This is a genomic window from Burkholderia sp. PU8-34, assembly GCF_053427725.1.
Genome location: NZ_JBSAXC010000004.1, coordinates 487,270 through 507,709, shown reverse-complemented (window position 1 = coordinate 507,709; position 20,440 = coordinate 487,270). Strand labels below are relative to the sequence as shown.

The 20,440-nt window shown below is 60.0% G+C and carries 15 protein-coding genes and 3 pseudogenes; 14 read left to right on the top strand and 4 right to left on the bottom strand.

Annotated features, from left to right (window positions below):
* Positions 1 to 22: 22 nt before the first annotated feature.
* From ACV22Z_RS13660 to ACV22Z_RS13635, 6 genes are all read left to right on the top strand, one after another.
* Positions 23 to 979 carry a fumarylacetoacetate hydrolase family protein gene (locus ACV22Z_RS13660; RefSeq protein WP_448076813.1) on the top strand — a complete coding sequence of 319 codons (957 nt, stop codon included), beginning with the start codon at positions 23 to 25 and terminating at the stop codon, positions 977 to 979.
* A complete protein-coding gene (locus tag ACV22Z_RS13655) occupies positions 976 to 2,985 on the top strand; it encodes an acyl-CoA synthetase (protein WP_448076812.1) in 2,010 nt (669 codons plus the stop codon). The genes ACV22Z_RS13660 and ACV22Z_RS13655 overlap by 4 nt, the downstream gene beginning before the upstream one ends.
* A 442-nt stretch (positions 2,986 to 3,427) precedes the next feature.
* Positions 3,428 to 4,168, top strand: a complete 741-nt coding sequence (locus ACV22Z_RS13650; protein WP_448076811.1) for an OmpW/AlkL family protein — start codon at positions 3,428 to 3,430, stop codon at positions 4,166 to 4,168.
* 76 nt (positions 4,169 to 4,244) lie between these two features.
* Complete coding sequence (locus ACV22Z_RS13645; RefSeq protein WP_448076810.1) at positions 4,245 to 5,159, top strand: VOC family protein; 915 nt, start codon at positions 4,245 to 4,247, stop codon at positions 5,157 to 5,159.
* A 112-nt stretch (positions 5,160 to 5,271) separates the two neighbouring features.
* Positions 5,272 to 8,250, top strand: a complete 2,979-nt coding sequence (locus tag ACV22Z_RS13640) for a molybdopterin-dependent oxidoreductase (protein ID WP_448076809.1) — start codon at positions 5,272 to 5,274, stop codon at positions 8,248 to 8,250.
* A 10-nt stretch (positions 8,251 to 8,260) separates the two neighbouring features.
* Complete coding sequence (locus tag ACV22Z_RS13635) at positions 8,261 to 9,172, top strand: 4Fe-4S dicluster domain-containing protein (protein ID WP_448076808.1); 912 nt, start codon at positions 8,261 to 8,263, stop codon at positions 9,170 to 9,172.
* Between the two features lie 334 nt (positions 9,173 to 9,506).
* Here ACV22Z_RS13635 and ACV22Z_RS13630 read toward each other — a convergent pair.
* Positions 9,507 to 9,977: pseudogene (locus tag ACV22Z_RS13630) on the bottom strand (Tn3 family transposase); the annotation flags it as partial.
* Positions 9,978 to 10,391: 414 nt separating this feature from the next.
* On the opposite strand from ACV22Z_RS13630, the gene ACV22Z_RS13625 reads away from it, so the two are divergent.
* Positions 10,392 to 11,162: a TetR/AcrR family transcriptional regulator gene (locus tag ACV22Z_RS13625; RefSeq protein ID WP_448076894.1), complete on the top strand. Its 771-nt coding sequence runs from the start codon at positions 10,392 to 10,394 to the stop codon at positions 11,160 to 11,162.
* 433 nt (positions 11,163 to 11,595) lie between these two features.
* Here the strand turns inward: ACV22Z_RS13625 and ACV22Z_RS13620 are convergent, their stop codons facing one another.
* Positions 11,596 to 11,718, bottom strand: a complete 123-nt coding sequence (locus ACV22Z_RS13620) for a hypothetical protein (protein ID WP_448076807.1) — start codon at positions 11,716 to 11,718, stop codon at positions 11,596 to 11,598.
* Here ACV22Z_RS13620 and ACV22Z_RS13615 point away from each other — a divergent pair.
* The 5 genes from ACV22Z_RS13615 (at position 11,717) to ACV22Z_RS13595 (ending at position 17,160) form a co-directional block, all read left to right on the top strand.
* Entirely contained in the window at positions 11,717 to 13,918 is a 2,202-nt protein-coding gene (locus tag ACV22Z_RS13615) for a DUF3141 domain-containing protein (RefSeq protein ID WP_448076806.1), read from the top strand. The genes ACV22Z_RS13620 and ACV22Z_RS13615 overlap by 2 nt on opposite strands.
* A 9-nt stretch (positions 13,919 to 13,927) precedes the next feature.
* Positions 13,928 to 14,869 (top strand): phosphate acetyltransferase, encoded by a 942-nt coding sequence (locus ACV22Z_RS13610; RefSeq protein ID WP_448076805.1) that lies wholly within the window; start codon positions 13,928 to 13,930, stop codon positions 14,867 to 14,869.
* An 11-nt stretch (positions 14,870 to 14,880) separates the two neighbouring features.
* Positions 14,881 to 16,059 carry an acetate/propionate family kinase gene (locus ACV22Z_RS13605; RefSeq protein WP_448076804.1) on the top strand — a complete coding sequence of 393 codons (1,179 nt, stop codon included), beginning with the start codon at positions 14,881 to 14,883 and terminating at the stop codon, positions 16,057 to 16,059.
* The gene (fabI, locus tag ACV22Z_RS13600; protein WP_448076803.1) at positions 16,060 to 16,839 is read left to right on the top strand and encodes an enoyl-ACP reductase FabI; all 780 of its coding nucleotides are present in this window, start codon (positions 16,060 to 16,062) and stop codon (positions 16,837 to 16,839) included.
* Positions 16,840 to 16,917: 78 nt separating this feature from the next.
* Positions 16,918 to 17,160 (top strand): hypothetical protein, encoded by a 243-nt coding sequence (locus tag ACV22Z_RS13595; RefSeq protein WP_448076901.1) that lies wholly within the window; start codon positions 16,918 to 16,920, stop codon positions 17,158 to 17,160.
* Positions 17,161 to 17,167: 7 nt separating this feature from the next.
* Here the strand turns inward: ACV22Z_RS13595 and ACV22Z_RS13590 are convergent.
* Positions 17,168 to 17,293: pseudogene (locus ACV22Z_RS13590) on the bottom strand (IS3-like element ISBvi3 family transposase); the annotation flags it as partial.
* A 132-nt stretch (positions 17,294 to 17,425) separates the two neighbouring features.
* Between ACV22Z_RS13590 and ACV22Z_RS13585 the strand changes: the two are divergent.
* Positions 17,426 to 18,215 (top strand): annotated as a pseudogene (locus tag ACV22Z_RS13585) (hypothetical protein).
* Between the two features lie 443 nt (positions 18,216 to 18,658).
* Here the strand turns inward: ACV22Z_RS13585 and ACV22Z_RS13580 are convergent.
* Positions 18,659 to 19,678, bottom strand: coding sequence for a helix-turn-helix domain-containing protein (locus ACV22Z_RS13580; RefSeq protein WP_448076802.1), 1,020 nt, complete (start codon positions 19,676 to 19,678; stop codon positions 18,659 to 18,661).
* Positions 19,679 to 19,815: 137 nt separating this feature from the next.
* On the opposite strand from ACV22Z_RS13580, the gene ACV22Z_RS13575 reads away from it, so the two are divergent.
* A complete protein-coding gene (locus tag ACV22Z_RS13575) occupies positions 19,816 to 19,977 on the top strand; it encodes a hypothetical protein (RefSeq protein WP_448076900.1) in 162 nt (53 codons plus the stop codon).
* The last annotated feature ends 463 nt before the right edge of the window (positions 19,978 to 20,440 follow it).

Here is a 20,440-nt window from a genome sequence, read left to right as displayed (position 1 = left end):
CGAACATTAGAGGCTCGACACCATGTCACTGCATGTTTTGCATTATCGCCACGAAGGCCACGCTCGTTGGGGCGTGGTACGAAACGGCGCCATCACGCCTATTCCCGGCGAATTCGCGACGACGGCGGAATTTATCGCCGGGAATCCGGTTGAGCGCCTGCTCGAACTCGACGGTCCGACGATTCCCGAGTCGGCCGTGCAATGGCTCTCGCCTGTCACGGTGAATCAGCAGTTCATCTGCCAGGGTGCGAATTATCGCCAGCATATGATCGAATCCGGCATGGACCCGGATGTCAAGAAATTCAACATGATCTTCACGAAGGCCGCGAGCTGCATCGTCGCTGCTGACTCGAAACTGGTGAAGCCACACGAGGTACGGTTTCTCGACTATGAGATCGAGCTCGGTCTTGTCCTCAAACGCGACATCACATCCCGCGAAACGGTTACTGACGAGAACCTGCACGATTTCATTGCCGGCGCCGTGATCGTCAACGACTACTCTGCGCGCGACATCCAGATTCCACAGATGCAGTTCTACAAGGGCAAGAGCTATCGTACGTTTGGCCCTGTGGGTCCTTACCTTTGCCTGCTCGAAAAGCACGACATGCCGAAGCTGAAGGACCTCGTGCTGACGCTGACCGTCAACGGGAAGGTTCGACAGAACGATTCCACTTCGGGTCTTGTCTACGGCCCGGCAGAGACATTGACCGAGTTGTCCGGCGTTCATGACCTGCATGCCGGTGACTTGCTCGCAACGGGTACGCCATCCGGTTGCGCGCTGATCGTTCCGTCGCCGGAGAAGCAACGCGCCGCGGCACAGCTGCCCGAAGCGGAGAAATGGCGTCTTTTCCTCGCCTTGCAAGCGGATCGACCGCAGTACCTTCAGGATGGCGATGTGGTCGAAGCACGTATCGTCAGCCAGGATGGCTCGATCGATCTTGGCACCCAGCGCAACGTCGTCGTCGCAGAGGCCGCATGAAAGGCATTGCAAACGAGCAGGATGTCCTCGCTATCGAATCGCAGGGGCAACCGGCGGATATTCCGTCGAGCACCTACGAAATGATCTGCCGGGGCGCCGCCATCAATCCATCGGCACCCGCGCTTTCGTTCTTCGCGACCACGGACGACTACGCGAACCCGGAGCGCTGGACTTACAGTGAACTGGTGCGCGACATCACGCGCACTGCAAACATGCTGTCGCGACTGGGTGTACAGCGAGACACGGTCATCGCCTATGTATTGCCGAATCTGCCCGAAACGCACTTTGTGATCTGGGGAGGCGAGGCGGTCGGCATTGTCTGCGCGATCAATCCACTGCTCGAGAGTGACGCGATCGGCGAGCTGCTCAATGCCTCAGGCGCCAGCGTGATTGTCACACTGGCGCCGTATCCCGACACGGACCTGTGGCCGAAAGTGCAGGCGGTCTTGCACAAGGTTGCGTCGCTCAAGCATGTCGTGCTGATAAACCTTGCTGACCATGTGCCGGGCGAACAGCGATTTGCGGCCCGAATGCTTCAGCGCGACGAATGGTCGAGGTTGCACGGCGAGGAAGGTGTGCGAGGTGCGGTTCCTTCGCAGATCGCCATTCACGACTTCGGCGAAGCAGTCGCACGGGAGCCGGGCATGGTGCTCTGCACCTCACACCGGATGAACAGGGAAGACGTATCGTCCTACTTCTGCACGGGCGGCACCACAGGCCTGCCAAAAATCGCGATGCGCCGGCACGGCAACGAGGTGGCCAATGCATGGAGCGCCGGACAATTCCTCGGTGAAAGCGTTGGCCCGGGCAAGACGATCTTCTGCGGATTGCCGCTTTTCCACGTCAATGCCGTGATGGTGACGGGACTGCTGCCGTTTTCACGCGGTGCGCATGTCGTGGTGGGCACGCCGCAAGGTTATCGCGGAGAAGGCGTCGTCAAACGCTTCTGGGATATCGTCGCGCATTACCGGATCAACTTTTTCAGCGGCGTGCCGACCCTCTATGGCTCGCTGCTGGACGTGCCCGTTGACGGCCGAGACATCAGTTCGCTCGAATACGGGTTGTGCGGTGCTGCGCCGATGCCGATGGAATTGTTGCGTGCTTTCCAGGCGCGAACCGGAATCAGGATCCTCGAAGGCTACGGCCTCACGGAAGGTACCTGCATTAGCAGCGTCAATCCGCCGCTTGGCGAACGGCGGGTCGGCTCGATCGGCCTTCGTCTCCCGGGCCAGGCCATGAAAGCCGTGATGGTCGATGAAACGGGCCGTTATGCGCGGGACTGTGTGGCGGATGAGGTTGGCCAACTGGTGATCTCCGGTCCGAACGTGTTCATCGGCTATATGCGGCCGGAGCAAAACAGCGGCATCTGGATGGATCTGGCTGATGGCGGCAAATGGCTCAATACAGGCGATCTGGGACGCTGCGACGCAGACGGTTACTTCTGGCTCACAGGCCGAAAGAAGGAGCTGATCATTCGTGGCGGACACAACATCGATCCGGCAGCGATCGAAGAAGCCCTGCACCGACATCCCGCAGTGCAGATTGCCGCAGCAGTGGGGCGTCCTGACATGCACGCAGGCGAACTGCCGGTCGCCTATGTCCAGCTCAAGCCGGGCATAACGGCAAATGAAGCAGAAATGGCAGAGTTCCTGCGTGACGAGATCAGCGAACGAGCTGCGTTCCCCAAAGGCATACGGATCGTTGAAACGATGCCCTTGACGGGTGTCGGCAAGATCTTCAAGCCCGCGCTGAAGCGGATCGAAACCGTAGATGCCCTGCGGTCGGCGCTCGTGGAAGCTGGCGTCGAGGGCGCAGCCGTTAGCGTCGTTGAAGACGCGTTGCGTGGGATTTCAGTTCACGTCGAACTTCCCGACGCAGAACTTGAATCATCGGCGACTTCCGCGCTTGGACGCTTTCCGTTCGCGTTTTCAATCGCTGTCGCGGCGAGTTCCAGGAGCAGCGTTGACTGCAATGCTGCGTCAGAGACGCACCGGGTGTCAAAGTGACATGGTTTCTTACATTGACGCAGGCGTCCAGTCACTCGCATGCGCGGTGATGCCACGCCTGAATCGCGAACGTCACCGGTAATTTTGATTGGGGAGGAAGATGGGTATGGCGTCAGAGAGATCCTTGCGTTCGCTCGAGCGCCTCGTGATGCGTATTCACTAACGTGCCGGACAACTTGTCAAACTTGACTGCCGCGTAGAAGGGCAAAAAAAGTAACAGACGTTCGCAGTTCCTGACTCCACACGGTGCGGAGACAGTAAGCAAAGCAGGGAATCGGATAAGTCAAATCGTTGTATTTAGTATACCTACGTAACAAAGGAGACGATTTTTAGATTCGGTCTAAAGATACGAGAACCGATCCAACGATCCGGATCAATGGGCGGATCGTTAAAGCCGTGTGGACGATAAAAACTATTTAGCCGATGAGGCAGGAGAAGACGCGTGAGGAACTACTGGAAAGATGTTCGGCCTGCCGTTGTGGCGGGTTTTATCTGTTCGGCTGCGCTTGCTGGAAATGCGAATGCACAGTCGGCCGGAAGCTTTACCCTGTCGACGGGGTGGCTTCACGTAGCACCACAGGGTAATGCCACGCCGCTCACCGTGGAGAGCGTGGGTGGTATTGCCGTCAATCAGCAGTTATCGGGCACTGGTGCACACGCGTCGTCAACGGATACGCTCGGCATCAACACCGAGTACTACGTGACCGACAACATCGGCATCGCCACACTCATTGGCCTGCCACTAACAGTCAATCTGCAGGGCAAGGGGACGCTCGCGAAGTACGGCACCCTCGGCACGACGAGGCCGATGCCGCCCGCCATCGAGCTTCGATATCACCTGTTTGAGGCTCAGTCGAAATTTCGTCCTTTCGTCGGATTGGGCGTGAACTATACGTGGTTCACCCAGGTTCGCGCAACCAACGGCCAGTTCATCACCAATAGCGTTGGTCCTGGCGGATCGATACACGCGACCCTCAGTGCATCGTGGAACCCCGTGTTCGACGTCGGGGCAAATTACGCGCTTTCCAAACACTGGTCGGTCGGAGCGTCTGTCGGCTACATCCCGCTCAAGACGCACATGACTATATACGGACAGACCGCAACCGGAACGCAGATCGTTTCCAGGTCGACGCTCCGGATCGAGCCCATTAACGTCTTTCTGAACGTCGGCTACACATTCTAGCGCGGACGACCAGCGTTCCCGGACGTCAATCCCGGCGGCGGATTGTGCCGCTAACGCATCAATCGTGAGATTTCTCATGCTCATCGAAGACATCGAATACGTTATGTTTCGCCACCCGGACCTGGCTGCCGTCCGCAATTTCATGGTCGATTACGGTTTGCTGGATCTGCAACAGGGCGGCGACACGCTTTATCTGCGCAGCTACGGGGACGCGCCTTTCTCCTACGTCTCGACGCAAGGCGAGGCGGCGTTTGTTGGTGTCGGGTTCCGCGCGAGTTCGCGCGACGCGCTCGATACGTTGGCGGCCCGCTTTGACTCACCCGTGACCGATTGCCCGCATCCGGGCGGAGGCCTGTACACGGTGGGGGCCGATCCCGATGGCCGTCGGCTGGAGTTCGTGTTCGGCGCCGAACGTCTCCCAGTCGTTCCGTCGGGCGGCACTCCGATTGTGTGGAATGACGCCCATGCGAGGAACCGGCTGGGCCATTTCCAGCGCCCGGCCTTCGGCCCGTCGCACATTCAGCGGCTTGGCCATGTGGCCGTCTTCTCGCCGGACCCGCAGGGATTGATCTCGTGGTACGGCGACACCCTCGGCATGCAGCCGTCGGAACGGATCTACCAGGGCGACGAGAATCGTGTCGTGGCCGCCTTCATGCACCTGGATACAGGCGCAACATGGACCGATCACCACACACTGGCCATTGTCGGCGGCGAGGCGGTGGGCCTGGACCACGCCTCCTTTGAATGTCGCGATATCGATGACGTGGGCATCGGCCACATGGTCATGGCCGATAAAGGCTACAAGCACCGCTGGGGCATCGGCCGCCATTTCCACGGCAGCCAGATTTTCGATTACTGGACTGATCCCGCGGGCTTCCACATGGAGCATTACGTGGACGGCGACCTCGTCAACAGCGACTCGCCGACCCTGAGCTATCCGTTCGGACGAAATACATTGTTGCAATGGGGCCCGGCTTTCCCGGGTCTTTAAACCACCACCAGACATGACCGCGCCCACCTGAGCGGCTTGTCCGCTCGGGAGGGGACCTGGTCCGTAATGCCCTGATGCTTGCATCTGCGCAGCCTTCCCATTGGATCAAAAAGTGAAACGACAGATCCTCAAGACCATTCTCTTTGCCATGCCCAAGGTCCTCGACCTGACGGCTCGCCGCTTCCCTGCCTATCGCGATCGGCTAAAGGAGCGCGATCTCGTCGCGTGGATCGGGCTCATGGATCAAAGCATCGGTCGCGTCATCAAGTTCAAGAATGGCCGCATCCGGTCGTGTGCCGGCAGGCATCCGCAGCCCGACGTGCGCATGCTATTCAAGGACGTGGCCACCGCCCTGAAATTTCTCTCCGCCAGTCCGGACTACCTGGATATCATCCATGCGGCGAAAAATTTCAAGGTGGTTACTGAAGGCGACGATGAGTTGCTGGTGTGGTTCATGCAAACGCTGAGCATGATGCAAACCATCAGCCTGCCGATGGGTATGCCCATGCGCGACGGCACGCAGCGCTACACCACTTGCACCAATGGCGGCCCTTTATTCGTGTACGTGAAAAATGGACGCATCATTCGCGTGACGCCTGTCGATCTCGACACCAAGGATGCCCCGAGCTGGGAGATTGAAGCGCGCGGACGCCGTTTCAGCCCGCCACGGCGCGGCCTCGTCGCACCGCACGCATTGGCGATCAAGTCGCTCGTCTATTCGGACAAGCGCATCCTGCACCCGATGAAGCGAGTCGATTTCGACCCAGACGGCGAGCGCAATCCACAAAACCGTGGCAAGTCTGCCTATGTGCCGATCAGCTGGGACGAGGCGTTGGACATTGTCGCGAAAGAGATCAACCGGCAAAAGCGTGTTCACGGTCCGGGCTCCATAACGTTCCCCATGTCGTCGCACCACCAGTGGGGCAATATCGGCTACTACCTCAGTGCGTTGACGCGTTTTGCCAACCTGATCGGCTTCACACGGGTGGCCGCCAATCCGGACAGCTGGGAAGGTTGGTACTGGGGCGCCATGCATCACTTCGGCAACTCGATGCGCGTTGGCGTACCGTCCGGCTATGGCGGAATCGAGGATTGCCTGAAGGAAGCCGAAATGATCGTTTTCTGGTCTAGCGACCCGGAAAGCACGAATGGCGCCTATGCCGGATTTGAAGGTACGCCGCGGCGTCTTTGGGCAAAGGAACTGGGAATCGAGTTCGTCCATATCGATCCGCACTGCAATCCGACTGCCCAGTTGCTGGGTGGGCGATGGGTTCCGGTCCGACCGCAAACTGACGCGGCCCTCGCCACTGCAATTATGTATGTATGGCTGATGGAGGACCTGTACGACAAGGATTACGTCGCTAACCGGACGACCGGGTTCGACGAATGGCGGGCCTACCTGACGGGCGAGACGGATGGCGTGCCCAAAACGCCCGAATGGCAGGAGCTGGAAACTGGCGTGCCCGCCAAAGACGTCCGAGCCCTGGCGCGGCGGTGGGGGACGAGGAAGGTGTATCTCGCCGTCGGAATGACGGGTGCGGGATTCGGGGGGGCTGGACGCGGTGCGACTGGGGCCCAGTGGGCGCGTTGCATGATCATGATGATGGCGATGCAGGGTTGGGGCAAACCGGGCGTGAATTTCGGCTGCCTCGAAATCGGTGTTCCGCACGATCTGAATTTCTACTTTCCGGGCTACGCGGACGGTGGGATGTCAGGCGAGCTCGCGTGGACCGCGAACGCCGTGAACAACTATCAACGCATGCCGCACATCCTGACAATGAATCCCGTCAAGCAGATGGTCCCGCGGCAGCAGTTGCCCGATGCAATCATCAACGGCCACGCGACAGGCTACCTCTGGGACGGCATGTCCCAGGAAGCGCAGTTCGCGCCGTTTAGTTACCCGATGCCCGGTTACTCGCCGATCCGCATGATCTATCGCTATGGCGGCTCTGCCTTCAGCACTGTCACGAAATCGGGGCGCTGGGCCGACGCTTACCGTCACCCGAGCATTGAGTTCGTGGTCAATCAGTCAATCTGGATGGAAGGCGAGGCGAAGTTCGCCGATATCATTCTGCCCGCATGCACGTCGCTGGAGCGGTGGGACATCGGCGAATGGTCGAATTCCGGTGGCTACGCGCATCACGGCTTCAACACGGTCAATCACCGCATGATTACGCTGCAGCATAAGTGCATCGAACCTTTGGGCGAGTCCCGCTCCGACTATGACATCTTCACCGCTATTCTGACCCGTCTGGGACTTGGCAGTGTGTTCACCGAGGGCTGCGGCGAGTTGGACTGGGTCAAGCGGGTATTCAACTCGTCGGATTTGCCGGATCACATTTCGTGGCGTGAGTTCTGCCGTAAGGGCTACTTCGTTGTGCCGACCGAAAAACCGGAATTGCGACATCCAGTGGATATGCGCTGGTTCGCGGAAGGCCGGCGCAAGGATCTGCAGGAACCGCATCCGATGCCGTCGCAATATGCCGAAAAATTCGGCATGGGCTTGCAGACGCCCAGCGGCAAGCTCGAGTTCGTACCCGAGTTGCTGAAGCGGCACACAGCTGACAACCCGGAGCGACCGCCGGTGAACCGATACATCCCGTCCTGGGAGGGCTTGCGCTCTCCGCTGGCACAGCGGTATCCACTGCAACTGATCGCCACGCATAGCCGTTACAGTTTTCACACGCATTGCGACGGCAAGAACTCATCGGTCAACAGCATCGAAGATCATCGTGCGTTGATTGGCGGACATCGCTTCTGGCTGCTGAGACTTGGTGCCGTCGACGCGGCGGCCCGGGGCATTGCTCATCGCGATCTCGTCAAGGTCTACAACGACCGGGGTGCGGTTATCTGTGCGGCTGATGTATCGCCTCTGGTCACTGCCGGGGTAGTCAAGTCTTACGAGGCGAGCGCTGAATTCCAGTTGATCGAAATAGACGGGGAGCGCGTCGAAATTGGCGGTTGCATGAACCTGCTGACCCCAGATCGGCCCCAGACGGCGGGTACGAGCAGCATGAGTCCGAATTCATGTCTTGTGCAGGTGGAAAAGTGGAAAGGCGCGGACGCTTTCATGATCGGTCGAGCAGCGTGAGGAGCACACGATGAGCAAGTGGAATCTGGTTATTAAGGTCGGGCAATGCGAGAACTGCCAGAACTGCGTCATCGCTGCGCGGGATGAGCATGTTGGCAATGACTTTCCTGGGTACGCCGCGCCTGCCGCGGCCAGCGCCGAAAGCCCCATTCGCATCCTGCGCCGCGTGCAGGGCGAGTCCCACATGGTCGAAACGACGTACTTGCCGGTGATGTGCAATCACTGCGACGACGCGCCCTGCATGCGCGTCGGCGGCGATGCGATCCGCAAGCGATCCGACGGCATCGTCATCATTGATCCGGACAAGGCGCGAGGGCGCAAGGACATCGTCAAGTCCTGCCCGTACAAGGCGATAGTCTGGAACGAGGAACTGCAACTGCCGCAGACCTGGATCTTCGACGCGCATCTGCTCGATCAAGGTTGGTCGCACCCGCGTTGTCAGCAGTCGTGCCCGACCGAAGTGTTCGAAGCGGTAAAGCTCGATGACGAGTCGATGGCCGAAAAGGCTCGGCGCGAGGGCCTCAGCGTGCTGCAGCCCAACTTTGGGACGAAGCCACGCGTGTGGTACAGCGCCCTGGAGCGCTGGGACACATGCTTCATCGGAGGAAGCGTGAGCGCGCAGATTGGAGATGTGGTCGAATGCGTCGCGGGTGCGGAAGTGACCCTGTACGGCGGCGAGCGCATGGTGGCCGAAACCGTGTCGGACGGCTTCGGCGATTTCCGGTTTGGCGGCTTGACGAAGAGTAGCGGCGTTTACAAAGTCGAAATCCGTCATGCACACGGGGAGGCTTCGCGCCAGTGCGAATTAGGCGAAAGCGTCTACCTTGGCGAACTCAGCCTTGCTCCGTCTTCACGAAATATGGCGAATGACGGACTTCATTACGCTGCGTTATCCCAGGACCGCGATTCCGTCGCATCGTGACGGACTTTACATCTGAGCATGCCTGGCACGGAGAGCCATTCCACTCAATGACTTGAAGTCTGTCCGTTAGCAAGGCTCTGGGCAAACGCGAATCGAGTGTGCTTGACCGTTCAACAGAGCTGAATGCACCACGACGCGCACCGATTGGGCCGGATCGAAGCTGGCGGGCACGCGCTGAGCCGCATTCGTCGACTGCGCGCAAGGCGTCGCTGGGAGCCCGAAACGCGCTCATGCGCGGGCAACCAGCAGTCCCGCGATTACCCCTGCAAATATTTCGCCCACGCATACTCAATCTTCGCCGAACGCTTCGTCCGGGTACAACGCTTCGAGCGGATCAAGAATCGTCCTCACCCGCGTCAGTTCGACAATAAATTCGTCGACCAGGCCCAGCGCATCCAGCACCTGCTTGGAAAAGCTGCCTTCGCGGCGCGATGGCACCGGCGGCATGCTGTTCAAGATCGAGGTGCAGCTTATAGTGGCCGAAGCGGCGGATGTTGTGAGTCGGATACGGGCTCAGAAACTCGATGTCTTCGGCGCGCACTTGCTCGCCGTTTGCCGCCATCTCCCGCAGCGCCTGCATCATGTCCACCGTGTTCTGCAGGATCACGGCCGACGCGACCAGGTCATAGTAGCGTAGCCGTTTCTGCTGCTCCTCCGGCTCGTTCTCGGCGATCACGTCGCCACCGAACGACAGCCACTTGGAGAAGCCATTGTACGACTCGATTTTGTTCGTGTTCGCGGTGACCTCCTGGCGCAATTCGAGGCTGCCGATCCACTCAAGCAGGAACACCGTGCGAACGACGCTGCGCGGTCTCGAGCTTGTCCAGGCTCACATGCCGACGGTTGACGAACGAGAGCATGTGCGCGGTGACATCCGAGTCGAATGGTGTCGATCGGCGGGAAATAGTGAATATAAGTAGTTCGATATTTTCGGTCTGACGGGAGCAGTCGATGGGAACTCCGGGAATCAGCGCATGCCGCGTTTCCCCCGCATCGACTGGCTGAACGAAGCCGCAGCGTTCTCGCCAACCACGCCGCAAGCAGGTTCTCGTCTGATCAACGGCTTCGACGAGAGGCGTCTTCTGCTACGCGATAGGTGACTATCTGCGATGCGTCAGCTCGCTCAACCGCCAACCGAGAGATTAAACTCAAAACGGATAAACGCGTCAATTATGAGAGATCGATCTGGAATTGAGGCATGCAGAATCAACTTCCCGATATGCGAGACGTTCCAAAGCACCGTACGACCCGGCAACGCAATGCGAGAACCTCCGGCGCGTCCGCACAGGCGGGCGAACCGCGTCAGCCGCGTGGCGCCCGCCGCAAACGGGAAACGCGCATGCGTATGCTCGAGGCGGCACTCAGGCTGATGGCCGAAAAGGGTATGGATTGCGTGGCCATCGACGAAATCACCGAAGCCGCCGATGTTGGCTTCGGCTCGTTCTGCAACCACTTCGAATCGAAGGAGGGGATCTTCGCCGCACTGATCGAATGGGTTTTCGAGGAATTTGCCGACGCGCTCGACTGCCTTGTGAGCGGACTATCCGACCCGGCCGAAGTGGTCGCCGTTTGCGTGCGTCACACGCTGATGCGCGCGCGAAATGAGCCGGTGTGGGGGCAATTCCTGGTGCGCGAAGGCTTTTCGGCGCATGCGCTGCATCGCGGTCTGGGGCAGTGGTTGCGGAGAGACAGCGAAAGAGGCATTGCGGAGAAGCGCTTCGTGGTTACCGATCCGCTGATGACCATTCTCTCCGTCACCGGCACTGTTCTCGCGGCGATAGCGGCTGAGCTACACTCCGCTGCATCGCTTTTGCCCTCCTCTCGCAGGCAGAAAACGCTCGGAGTCGGAGATGAACGATTTCCGGAGCGCGCCGCAGTGGTCGTGTTGCAGGTGCTTCGTCTGGCACGCGCGGTGGCGGAGAATATCGCGGCGCGGCCTCTACCGGTGGCTGGGCTCGAATTTGATGCTGGCGGGGAAGCGGCGCGCTGATTGGACAGGCGCGCATCCATGTCCGACTGGGCAGCAACGCAGCCGTGCGCGCAGTCGCTTCACCAACTCTGTGGACAACCACGTCACGCTTTTCTCGGTGTCAATGTTCGACGAAGGCGGCAAGCAGGCGATTTTGAATGCGCAGCGAAACGACCTTGCCTGAACAATTCTCAGAGACTCCGTAGCGCAATCAAGGTACCTGGCCCTTTGGACACACGCGACGGGCGCCGGATGTTACAGAATCGTGGCAATGCGTGGGAAATCGCCGCACGAACGGTGACACACACCCGAGAATGATCAAGGTCAAAACCTTGCTGGAATTCCCTTGGGGGAGCGGTCCATTCAACGTAAATTTCTCCGCATGTTCGGACGGTTCGTGCCTGTCCCGGCGCAGCAAGACCGGCCAACAATCTCCCTGCCCCGAACGAACTGATCAAGCCAATCGATTGACGTGCCGGTCCGACTTGCGGCCCTTTTTCGCGATCGCACGGGCCGGAACGATTTCTTGAATGGTCGTCAGTGCCGTACGAAGTTCCTGCAACAGGAGTTCCAGCATGTCCGATGTCAATCACCCCATCCCCGTTCTGGCTCAATGTGCGCAAGACGCCGCCGAATACGGGATTGACGCGTGGCAACGTAGCGTATTGTTTCTGGACGTGCTGCGTGAGAGAGGGAATATCTACCTCGAGCACGCGATGTCCGGCAAACCCCCCGTCCTTGCGTTCGAATACGAAGTCGTCGCCGATGGCCGGGAATTGCCGCATCCGGCGAACTACGCGCTGGCGCGCATCGTCCCCCCGGCAGGGTCTCCCGAGACCGATCCGAAGAAACGTCCGTTCATCGTCATCGATCCGCGTGCGGGCCACGGGCCGGGCATCGGCGGCTTCAAGATGGACAGCGAGATCGGCATCGCGTTGCAGCAGGGGCACCCGTGCTATTTCGTCTTCTTCTTTCCGCATCCCGAACCGAGCCAGACGATCGAAGCGGTGACACGTGCCGAAATCGCCTTTCTCGAATGTGTCGCGCAGCGACATCCGGAGGCCGAAGACAAGCCGTTCGTGATCGGTAACTGTCAGGGCGGATGGGCAACGCTGATCCTCGCCGCGGCCGTGCCCGACCAGGTCGGGCCGATTCTGCTTGCGGGCTCGCCGGTGTCGTACTGGGCGGGCGTCGAGGGGAAGTATCCGATGCGTTACACCGGTGGCCTGCTCGGCGGAACCTGGCTCGCGTCGTTGGCAGGCGATTGCGGGAACGGCGTGTTCGACGGCGCCTATCTGGTCAACAACTTCGAGCAGATGAACCCGGCCAACACGTACTGGACGAAGCTGTACAACGTCTATGCGAACGTCGACACCGAGCGGGACCGCTTCCTGGAGTTCGAGCGCTGGTGGGGCGGCCACTTCCTGATGAACAAGCGGGAAATGGAATGGATTGTGCAGAACCTCTTTGTCGGCAACCGTCTGTCCGCGGGTGAGGTGGTGTCGGCCGACGGCAACGTGCGCATCGATCTGCGCAATATCCGGTCGCCGATCGTCGTCTTCGCATCGTGGGGCGACAACATCACGCCGCCGCCGCAGGCGCTCTACTGGATTGCGGATCTGTATGACAGCGTCGACGCGATCCGCTACAACGAACAGACGATCGTCTATTGCCTGAACGACAAGATCGGGCATCTGGGCATTTTCGTGTCGGCGGGCATCGCGAAGAAGGAACATGCCGAACTCATCAGCGCGCTCGACCTGATCGACGTGCTTCCACCCGGCCTGTACGAGGCAGTGATCGAGGATACGCATCCCGACCTGCCGGGGCTGGAGTTCGTCGCGGGGCGGTACCTGATTCGCTTCGAGGCGCGGGAAATCAGCGACATCCTCGCGCTTGGCGACGGGCGCGAAGGCGAGCGTGCGTTTGAAGTCGTCAAGCGCGTCGCCGAAATCAATCAGGGCGCTTACGACACGTTCGTGTCGCCATGGGTGAAAGCGGCATCGAATCCCTGGATGGCGGCATGGACACGACTAATGAACCCGGCGCGCTTCGAGCGGTGGGCGATGTCGGATGTCAATCCGGCGACGTGGGCTCTCAAGCTGATGGCCGATACGGTGCGGGCATGGCGGCAGCCCGTATCGCCCGGGAACTCGATGCGCGAAGGCGAGAGCCAGGTGTCGCAGGCGATCGTGAGTGGCCTGGAAGGGTATCGGGCATGGCGCGACGGCGGCGTCGAGATGCTGTTCAGGGCAGTCTACGAATCGCCATGGCTGGCGTCCCAGGTCGGCCTGAAGGAAGGCTCCGTACAACGCCGGGCGCACGAAACAGATAGCTGGATCGAGGAGGAGTTCAAGCGGCTGAAGCGCCGTGAGCTGGAAACGTCATTCGAGAGCGGCACGCTGCTGGACGGCGCGATGCGCGTGATCATCTATTGCGCCCGCGATCTCCACGTGGTCGACGAACGCCCGTTCAATGCGATGCGCAAACTGATGCGCGAGTCCGGGCTCGACGACACGATCCGGATCGCCGACCTCAAGCAAGTGGCGAAGCGTCAGACGTTCCTCATGTTGCTGGACGAGGAGCGCGCACTGGCGGGCCTCACGGCATTGTTGCCGGGCACGGCCGAGCGCCGTCGCGCGTTCGATGTGGCACGCACGCTGGCGTCCGTCCGTGGCGAGATCACGTCCGAGGAACAGGCGCGATTTGCACGCGTCGCCGAGACGCTCGGGCTGGAGCCGCGTGAGCGTCGCGCAAAATCGACCGAGTCTGTCTAAGAGTCCATCATGGAACACAAACGCGAAAAATATGAACGCCTGATCGCATTCGCGAGGACGTTGCCGGCCACGCCGACGGCCGTTGCACATCCTTGCGATCTCAGTGCGCTCGGCGCGGCGGTCGAGGCGGCTCAGCTCGGCTTGATCGAACCGATTCTGGTCGGCCCGTCAGCGAAAATCGCCGCGCTGGCCGACGAAGGCGGACTCGACATTTCGAACCTGCCGCTCGTGGACGCGCCGCACAGTCACGCGGCGGCAGAAGCCGCGGTGCGTGTCGTGCGCGAGGGACAGGCGCAGGCGCTGATGAAGGGTTCGCTGCATACCGACGAGCTGATGGGTGCGGTCGTCGCGCGCGAAACCGGGTTGCGCACAGCGCGCCGCATCAGTCACTGCTTCGTGATGGACGTACCGGGCCATGAGGATCCGCTGATCATCACCGATGCTGCCGTCAACATTGCGCCCACGCTCGAGGACAAGGTCCACATCGTGCAAAACGCGATCGATCTGGCTCACGCGTTGCAATTCCCCACCGCGCGGGTTGCGATCCTGTCGGCGATGGAAACAGTCAACCCGAAAGTGCCGTCGACGCTCGATGCGGCGGCGCTGTGCAAGATGGCGGACCGCAAGCAGATCGTGGGCGGCGTGCTCGATGGTCCGCTCGCGCTCGACAATGCGATCAACGTCGAAGCCGCCGAGCTCAAGCACATCGACTCGCCAGTCGCCGGTCGCGCAAATGTCCTCGTCGTGCCGGATCTGGAGGCGGGCAATATGCTCGCCAAGAGCCTGTCGTTTCTCGCGGGCGCCGACGCGGCCGGCATCGTGCTCGGCGCGCGCGTACCGGTGATCCTCACCAGCCGGGCCGATTCCGTGATCACCCGGCTGGCTTCTTGTGCTGTCGCATCAATGATCGCGCTTTGGCGACGTGATCCGTCACGTGCCGTCGTCAATTGAGCCGAGGACCCATGAACATCATTCTGGTTGTCAACGCGGGATCGTCGAGCGTCAAATTCTCCGTCTTCGCGGTGAGCGGCAGTCCGCTCGATCCGGTGTGTCACGGCAGCTTCGAGGAAATCCATACGGATCCGCGTGTCCATATCACGGACGTGCATGGGGCGGTAGTCGACGAGAAGCGCTGGCCCAAAGGCGAACGACTCGGACACGACGGCGCCGTTGCCTTCCTGTTCGACTGGCTGCGCAGCCACTCCGCCGGCTACAAGGCGATCGGCGTCGGCCACCGCATCGTGCATGGCGGTAGCCAGTATGCGTTGCCCGTACGCGTCGACGAGGGTGTCATCGCCAATCTCGAGACGCTCGTGCCGCTGGCCCCATTGCACCAGCCGCACAACCTTGCTGCGCTGAAGCTCATTGCCGAACGGCATGCGGATCTTCCGCAGGTCGCCTGCTTCGATACTGCGTTTCATCACGGGCAGCCCGCTATCGCGACGCAATTCGCACTTCCACGCGAAATCACTCAGCAAGGGGTGCGGCGCTACGGATTTCATGGTCTGTCGTACGAGTACATCGCCTCGGTACTGGCGCGCCACGATGAACGGGCGGCACGCGGCAAGACGGTGGTCATGCATCTGGGAAATGGCGCGAGCATGACTGCACTGGCGAATGGCAAGAGCATCGCGAGCACGATGGGATTCACCGCTGTCGAAGGGTTGCCCATGGGCACGCGCTCGGGTGCCGTCGATCCGGGTGTGCTTGTATGGCTGATGGATCATCACCACATGGACGCCCGCGCGATCGAGACGCTGCTGTACAAGCAGTCCGGACTGCTTGGCGTTTCCGGTATTTCCAGTGACATGCGCACGCTGCTCGAAAGCGACGATCCCGCTGCGGCGGAAGCGGTCGATCTGTTTTGCTATCGGATTTCGCGCGAACTCGGTTCCCTCGCGGCGGCCCTTGGTGGCCTGGATAGCATCGTCTTTACGGCAGGTATCGGCGAGCACTCGGCGCCAGTACGCGAGCGCGTATGCGTGGCGGCGGAATGGCTCGGCGTGTCGCTCGATTCAGGCTTGAATGCGCGCCACGGGCCACGTATCAGCACGTCCGACAGTGCCGTTTCGGCGTGGGTTATTCCGACCAATGAAGAGCTGATGATCGCATCGCACACTCTTGAGCTGCTCGAGGCCTGAATGGATGACATCCGGAACCTGCCCCTCGCGGGTCGTAAGGTACTGATCGCTGGAATCGCAAACGAACATTCGATCGCGTACGGATGCGCGCGCGCGTTTCGCGAGCTGGGCGCGGAACTGGCGATCACCTACGCGAATGAAAAGTGCAGAGGGTATGTCGAGCCACTCGCGCGGGAACTCGGCGTTGAGCTCATGATGCCGCTCGACGTGTCGAAGCCGGATGAAATGGACGCGCTGTTCGAGGGGATCCGCAATACTTGGGGCCGTCTCGACGTCGTGGTTCATTCGATCGCATTTGCGCCGAAGGAGGACCTGCAGGGCGGGTTGATCAACAGCTCCGCACAGGGGTTCGCGACGGCGATGGACGTGTCGTGCCACTCGTTCATCCGGATGGCGCGACAGGCCGTGCCGTTAATGGACCAGGGCGGGACGCTGTTCGCGATGAGCTACCTGGGCGCTTCGAAGGTCGTGCCGAATTACGATCTGATGGGACCGGTCAAGGCGGCACTCGAGGCCGCGTGCCGGTATCTCGCCCACGAGCTCGGACCGCGGGGCATTCGCGTCCATCCGATTTCGCCGGGGCCGCTCAAGACGCGTGCCGCATCCGGACTCAAGGACTTCGATCTCCTGCTCAATGAAGCGATCGAGCGCGCACCGCTAGGCGAGCTTGTCGACATCATGGATGTCGGGTTCGCGTGCGCGTATCTGGCCACACCTTACGCGCGGCGCATCACCGGCAACACGATGTTTATTGATGGCGGCGTCAGCATCATGGGCTGATCGCCGGACCTGTTCACGCTCGACGCATGGTTGCGTCGGGCTCGACGCCCGTTTTGGAGGGGCACTGATATGAGACTATTGATCGGTAATTTGCCGCCCGATACGACTGACGATGACCTGCGCGCGTTCGTGCACAAGTACATGCACGAGGTCGAAATCGGCCACATGACCCATCTCGACGGCGACGACCCGCATCTGGGCATGCTGCTCGAAATCCCCGGTGCGGAACAAAAGCTACTGGCGGAGTTGCAGCGCCGCCTGCATCACATGGTCTGGAAAGGATGCGCGCTATCCGTACATGTGATGCTGTTTGCCGAATGAGTGATTGCAACCAGCCTTCGCCGGTCCTGACGAACGTGATGTCGCTTACGCATGCCTGATTGGGCCGCCAGCCGCCGAAACGCCGATCCAGCAGATTCGGCGCCACGGGCAGGCGATGCGTCGAATCCGTGGTTGGCCAAGAACGTACTTTCGGCGTGGTGTCCGGATAACAGCCGTTCGACGCTGCAGTGACGCAGTCAAAAATCAGGGGCAGCAAAATGGGACATGCGAGTATGATCCCTCTTTAAGTCTGCTCGATTTCGGCATGCTCGCGCTCAAACTAACCCTTGTCCCGCTGTTCTTGCTTGTCGTTTCAATGTCGAGTAAATGGTGGGGACCATCGATTGCTGGCTGGTTGGCTGGTTTGCCCGTGGTGGCCGGTCCGATTCTTTTCCTTCTCGTGCTCGCACATGGCCCGATCTTCGGGGCGCATGCCGCCACGCTATCCCTTTCCGCCATCCTCGCGTCAGAAGCTTTCAATTTCTCATACGCATGGACCTGCCGCTCGCGTAAGTGACCTGTCGCACTAGTTGTCGGGCTCATCGCGTGGTTTATATCCGTGTGCGGCCTATCAATGTTGCCAACTTCACCGGGCCGCAACCGCCGCCATCGCGGCGGTGTGCTTCGGGCAGTCGTTCTTGCCACACAGCTCAGCGGTCGCCGCGGGCGCACCGCTTACGATATCCGACCTGGTAGGCAGGGTGGTCGCCGGCGCGGTGCTGACGGTCCTAGTCACCTCGCTATCTGGATGGGCAGGCCCCGCATGGAGCGGCCCGCTAGCAGTATTTCCACTTCTCGGAATCGTCTTATCGGTGTCGTCTCACCGCGCACATGGGCCAGCCTTTCTCATCTCGCTGCTTCGGGGCATGGTGCTTGGCAGGTTCTCGTTCGCCGCAATATGTTTGCTGCTTTCGTTCTCACTGCCTTACCAGCATCCACTCGTGGCCTTTACGGAGGCGGCAGTCTTAGCGATGCTCGTGCAATGGGGTACCAAGCGACTAGCAACGACGAGACGGTCAAAAATTCCGGAGCGGAGCATCGTTGCTACTGAATGACTCCCTAAACCGTGTATCGTCCGGGTCGAGTGCCGGCTGAGCGTCCGCTTTCACGTCTGAAAAACGCATCAGATGGATAAACAGGTGCGGACCGCGGAATTTTTAAGCATCCGTGTATCAAAGCGACAGGAATTGAGTGTTTTTGCCGCCTTTAAGTCTGTCGTGTGGCCGTTTCGCAGCTCAAAGCGACGAGAATTGGTTGTCAAACCGCGACATCAATTGATGAACTCTACAGCTGCTCCGATCCGTACGCATTCGCCGATCGTAACGATTGGCTTTCACGCCCGTGTCGCGATTGCATACACGTCGGCGTTCCATTGGCGGCCTAGCTCGTCAGCTTCGCTCACAGAAAGTCCCGCAGGGATGAGTTTTGTTTTGCGGACAGCATTGCGAATCTCTGTCGTCTACAACCTGTGCGACGGTTCTGCTCAGGCGCTTACAAATCAATCTGCGTTGGTGAATGTCATGAAATGCGCCTGGAAATCGAACTGATCTCCACCCCGCATGCCAGCCGGAGATTCCCCTTTGAGCATTTGACCCGGCGTGGTTCCGAAGCGCTCGCGGAAAGCACGGCTGAAGTTATTGGGGCTCGTAAAGCCACATTCCAAACTGAGGCGCTTGATTGATTCCCCGGAGGCATGGAACGACGGCGCGCTGAGCATCCGATAAGCCAGATCAAGACGCTTTTCGCGAATCAGCAGGGCGATGCCGCCGTCCTTTTCGAACGCACGATAAAGATGCGCACGCGAGATTCTGAATCGCGTCATTAGTTTTTGCGGCCCCAGTTCGACATCGCGGAGATGTTCGTCGATATAGGCAAGTATGCGATCCCGCAGCACAACACCCAGTTCAGACGGGTAGCCCGAGACCGTCGGAGCTTTCCCGCTCAGGTTCCCGGCAACCAGTGTCGCCAACGCGTCCTGGACCGCGGACGATTCCTCGGTGGAGATCGGGCCGCCTGCCACCGAAAACAATCCCTGCATGTAATCGATCAGCAACCGCGTGAGAGGCCAATCCGCTTTGAGCGTAAGGCCATGCAGATTTGTTCGCCCGACCATCTTCTCCAAACGCTCTCTCGGCACGGCTACGGACAGCCGGCTCCCGGCATCGGAGAGCGTAACGTACGGTTTAGCAAGATCGATGATGAAGACATCGCCTCGACTCGCGCGGAACGAAGGCCCACCGAAGTCTCCGGTGACGTCGCCGGACACAACAAGCTGGACCAGATAGTCCGCCAGATCGCTGGATACAATGACTTTCCTGTCACGTCGGCATTGCTGTGCGCTGAACGAGATGAGCGCGATTGTCCCGGCGCCGAATGCCCTTGAACGGATCGAAGCTTCAGGATTCACCTCGTCGGCAAACGAGCTGAGGAAGAACGGGCGAGTCACCTCGCGCCAGAAATCGCCACGCAGCCCGGATTCGACATGCGCGGTCGATATAACTATCTCGCCTTTCTTCATGATTCTCCATAAGAGGCCGCCGCGCGAATTCGGACAGCCAGATAAGTGGATTGGTCGAGGCCTGAGCCGGCGATAATGCTGGCAAAGGAACCGGAAAGATGACGAAGTAAATCCGACGGACGCACTCAGCAGCGTTCATGGCGAAGGTGGCCCTGGCCGCGATTAAAGGCGAGCGGACGCTGACCGAATTGGCCCAGCAGTTCGATACGCATCCGAACATTGCAGGAACGCGCGGCGGATGTATTGTAAGCGATCCATCATTGACGCCTCCCACACTCACTGATCAGAGGCGTCAATGATGGATCGCTTACGATTGATCAACTCGCGCGAGTCAATACGGCACGTGAACAATGGGTGAAGTTTTTTGATCCCGCTGTGTCTTGCGGTATCTGGGCGGGACGTTTCGCAGACTGATCAACAAGACACACTTGCAGTAGTTGACACATTCCGAGACGTACTTGCCGGCGCAGATCGCGGCGAAATTGAACAACGTGCCAGTGGGCCAGCAATCTCGCGGTTGATTCGACGCAGGTCAGAAAATGATGGGTTGTTCGGTCGCCCGATCTGCATTCTCGCTTATTGGTTGGCTGAGCAGAAACCTCGAAATCTAATGGAAAACCGGCCCAGCGCAAGCGACGGACCGAGTCTGCGGCCTTCACGCGTAGCGGAAGTCGGCTGATCTTCGGTACGGCCGCGCCCCTTCTTCGTACCCCGATAAGATCGACTAACCTGTAGCCATGCAGGCTGCATCTACGCCGTCAC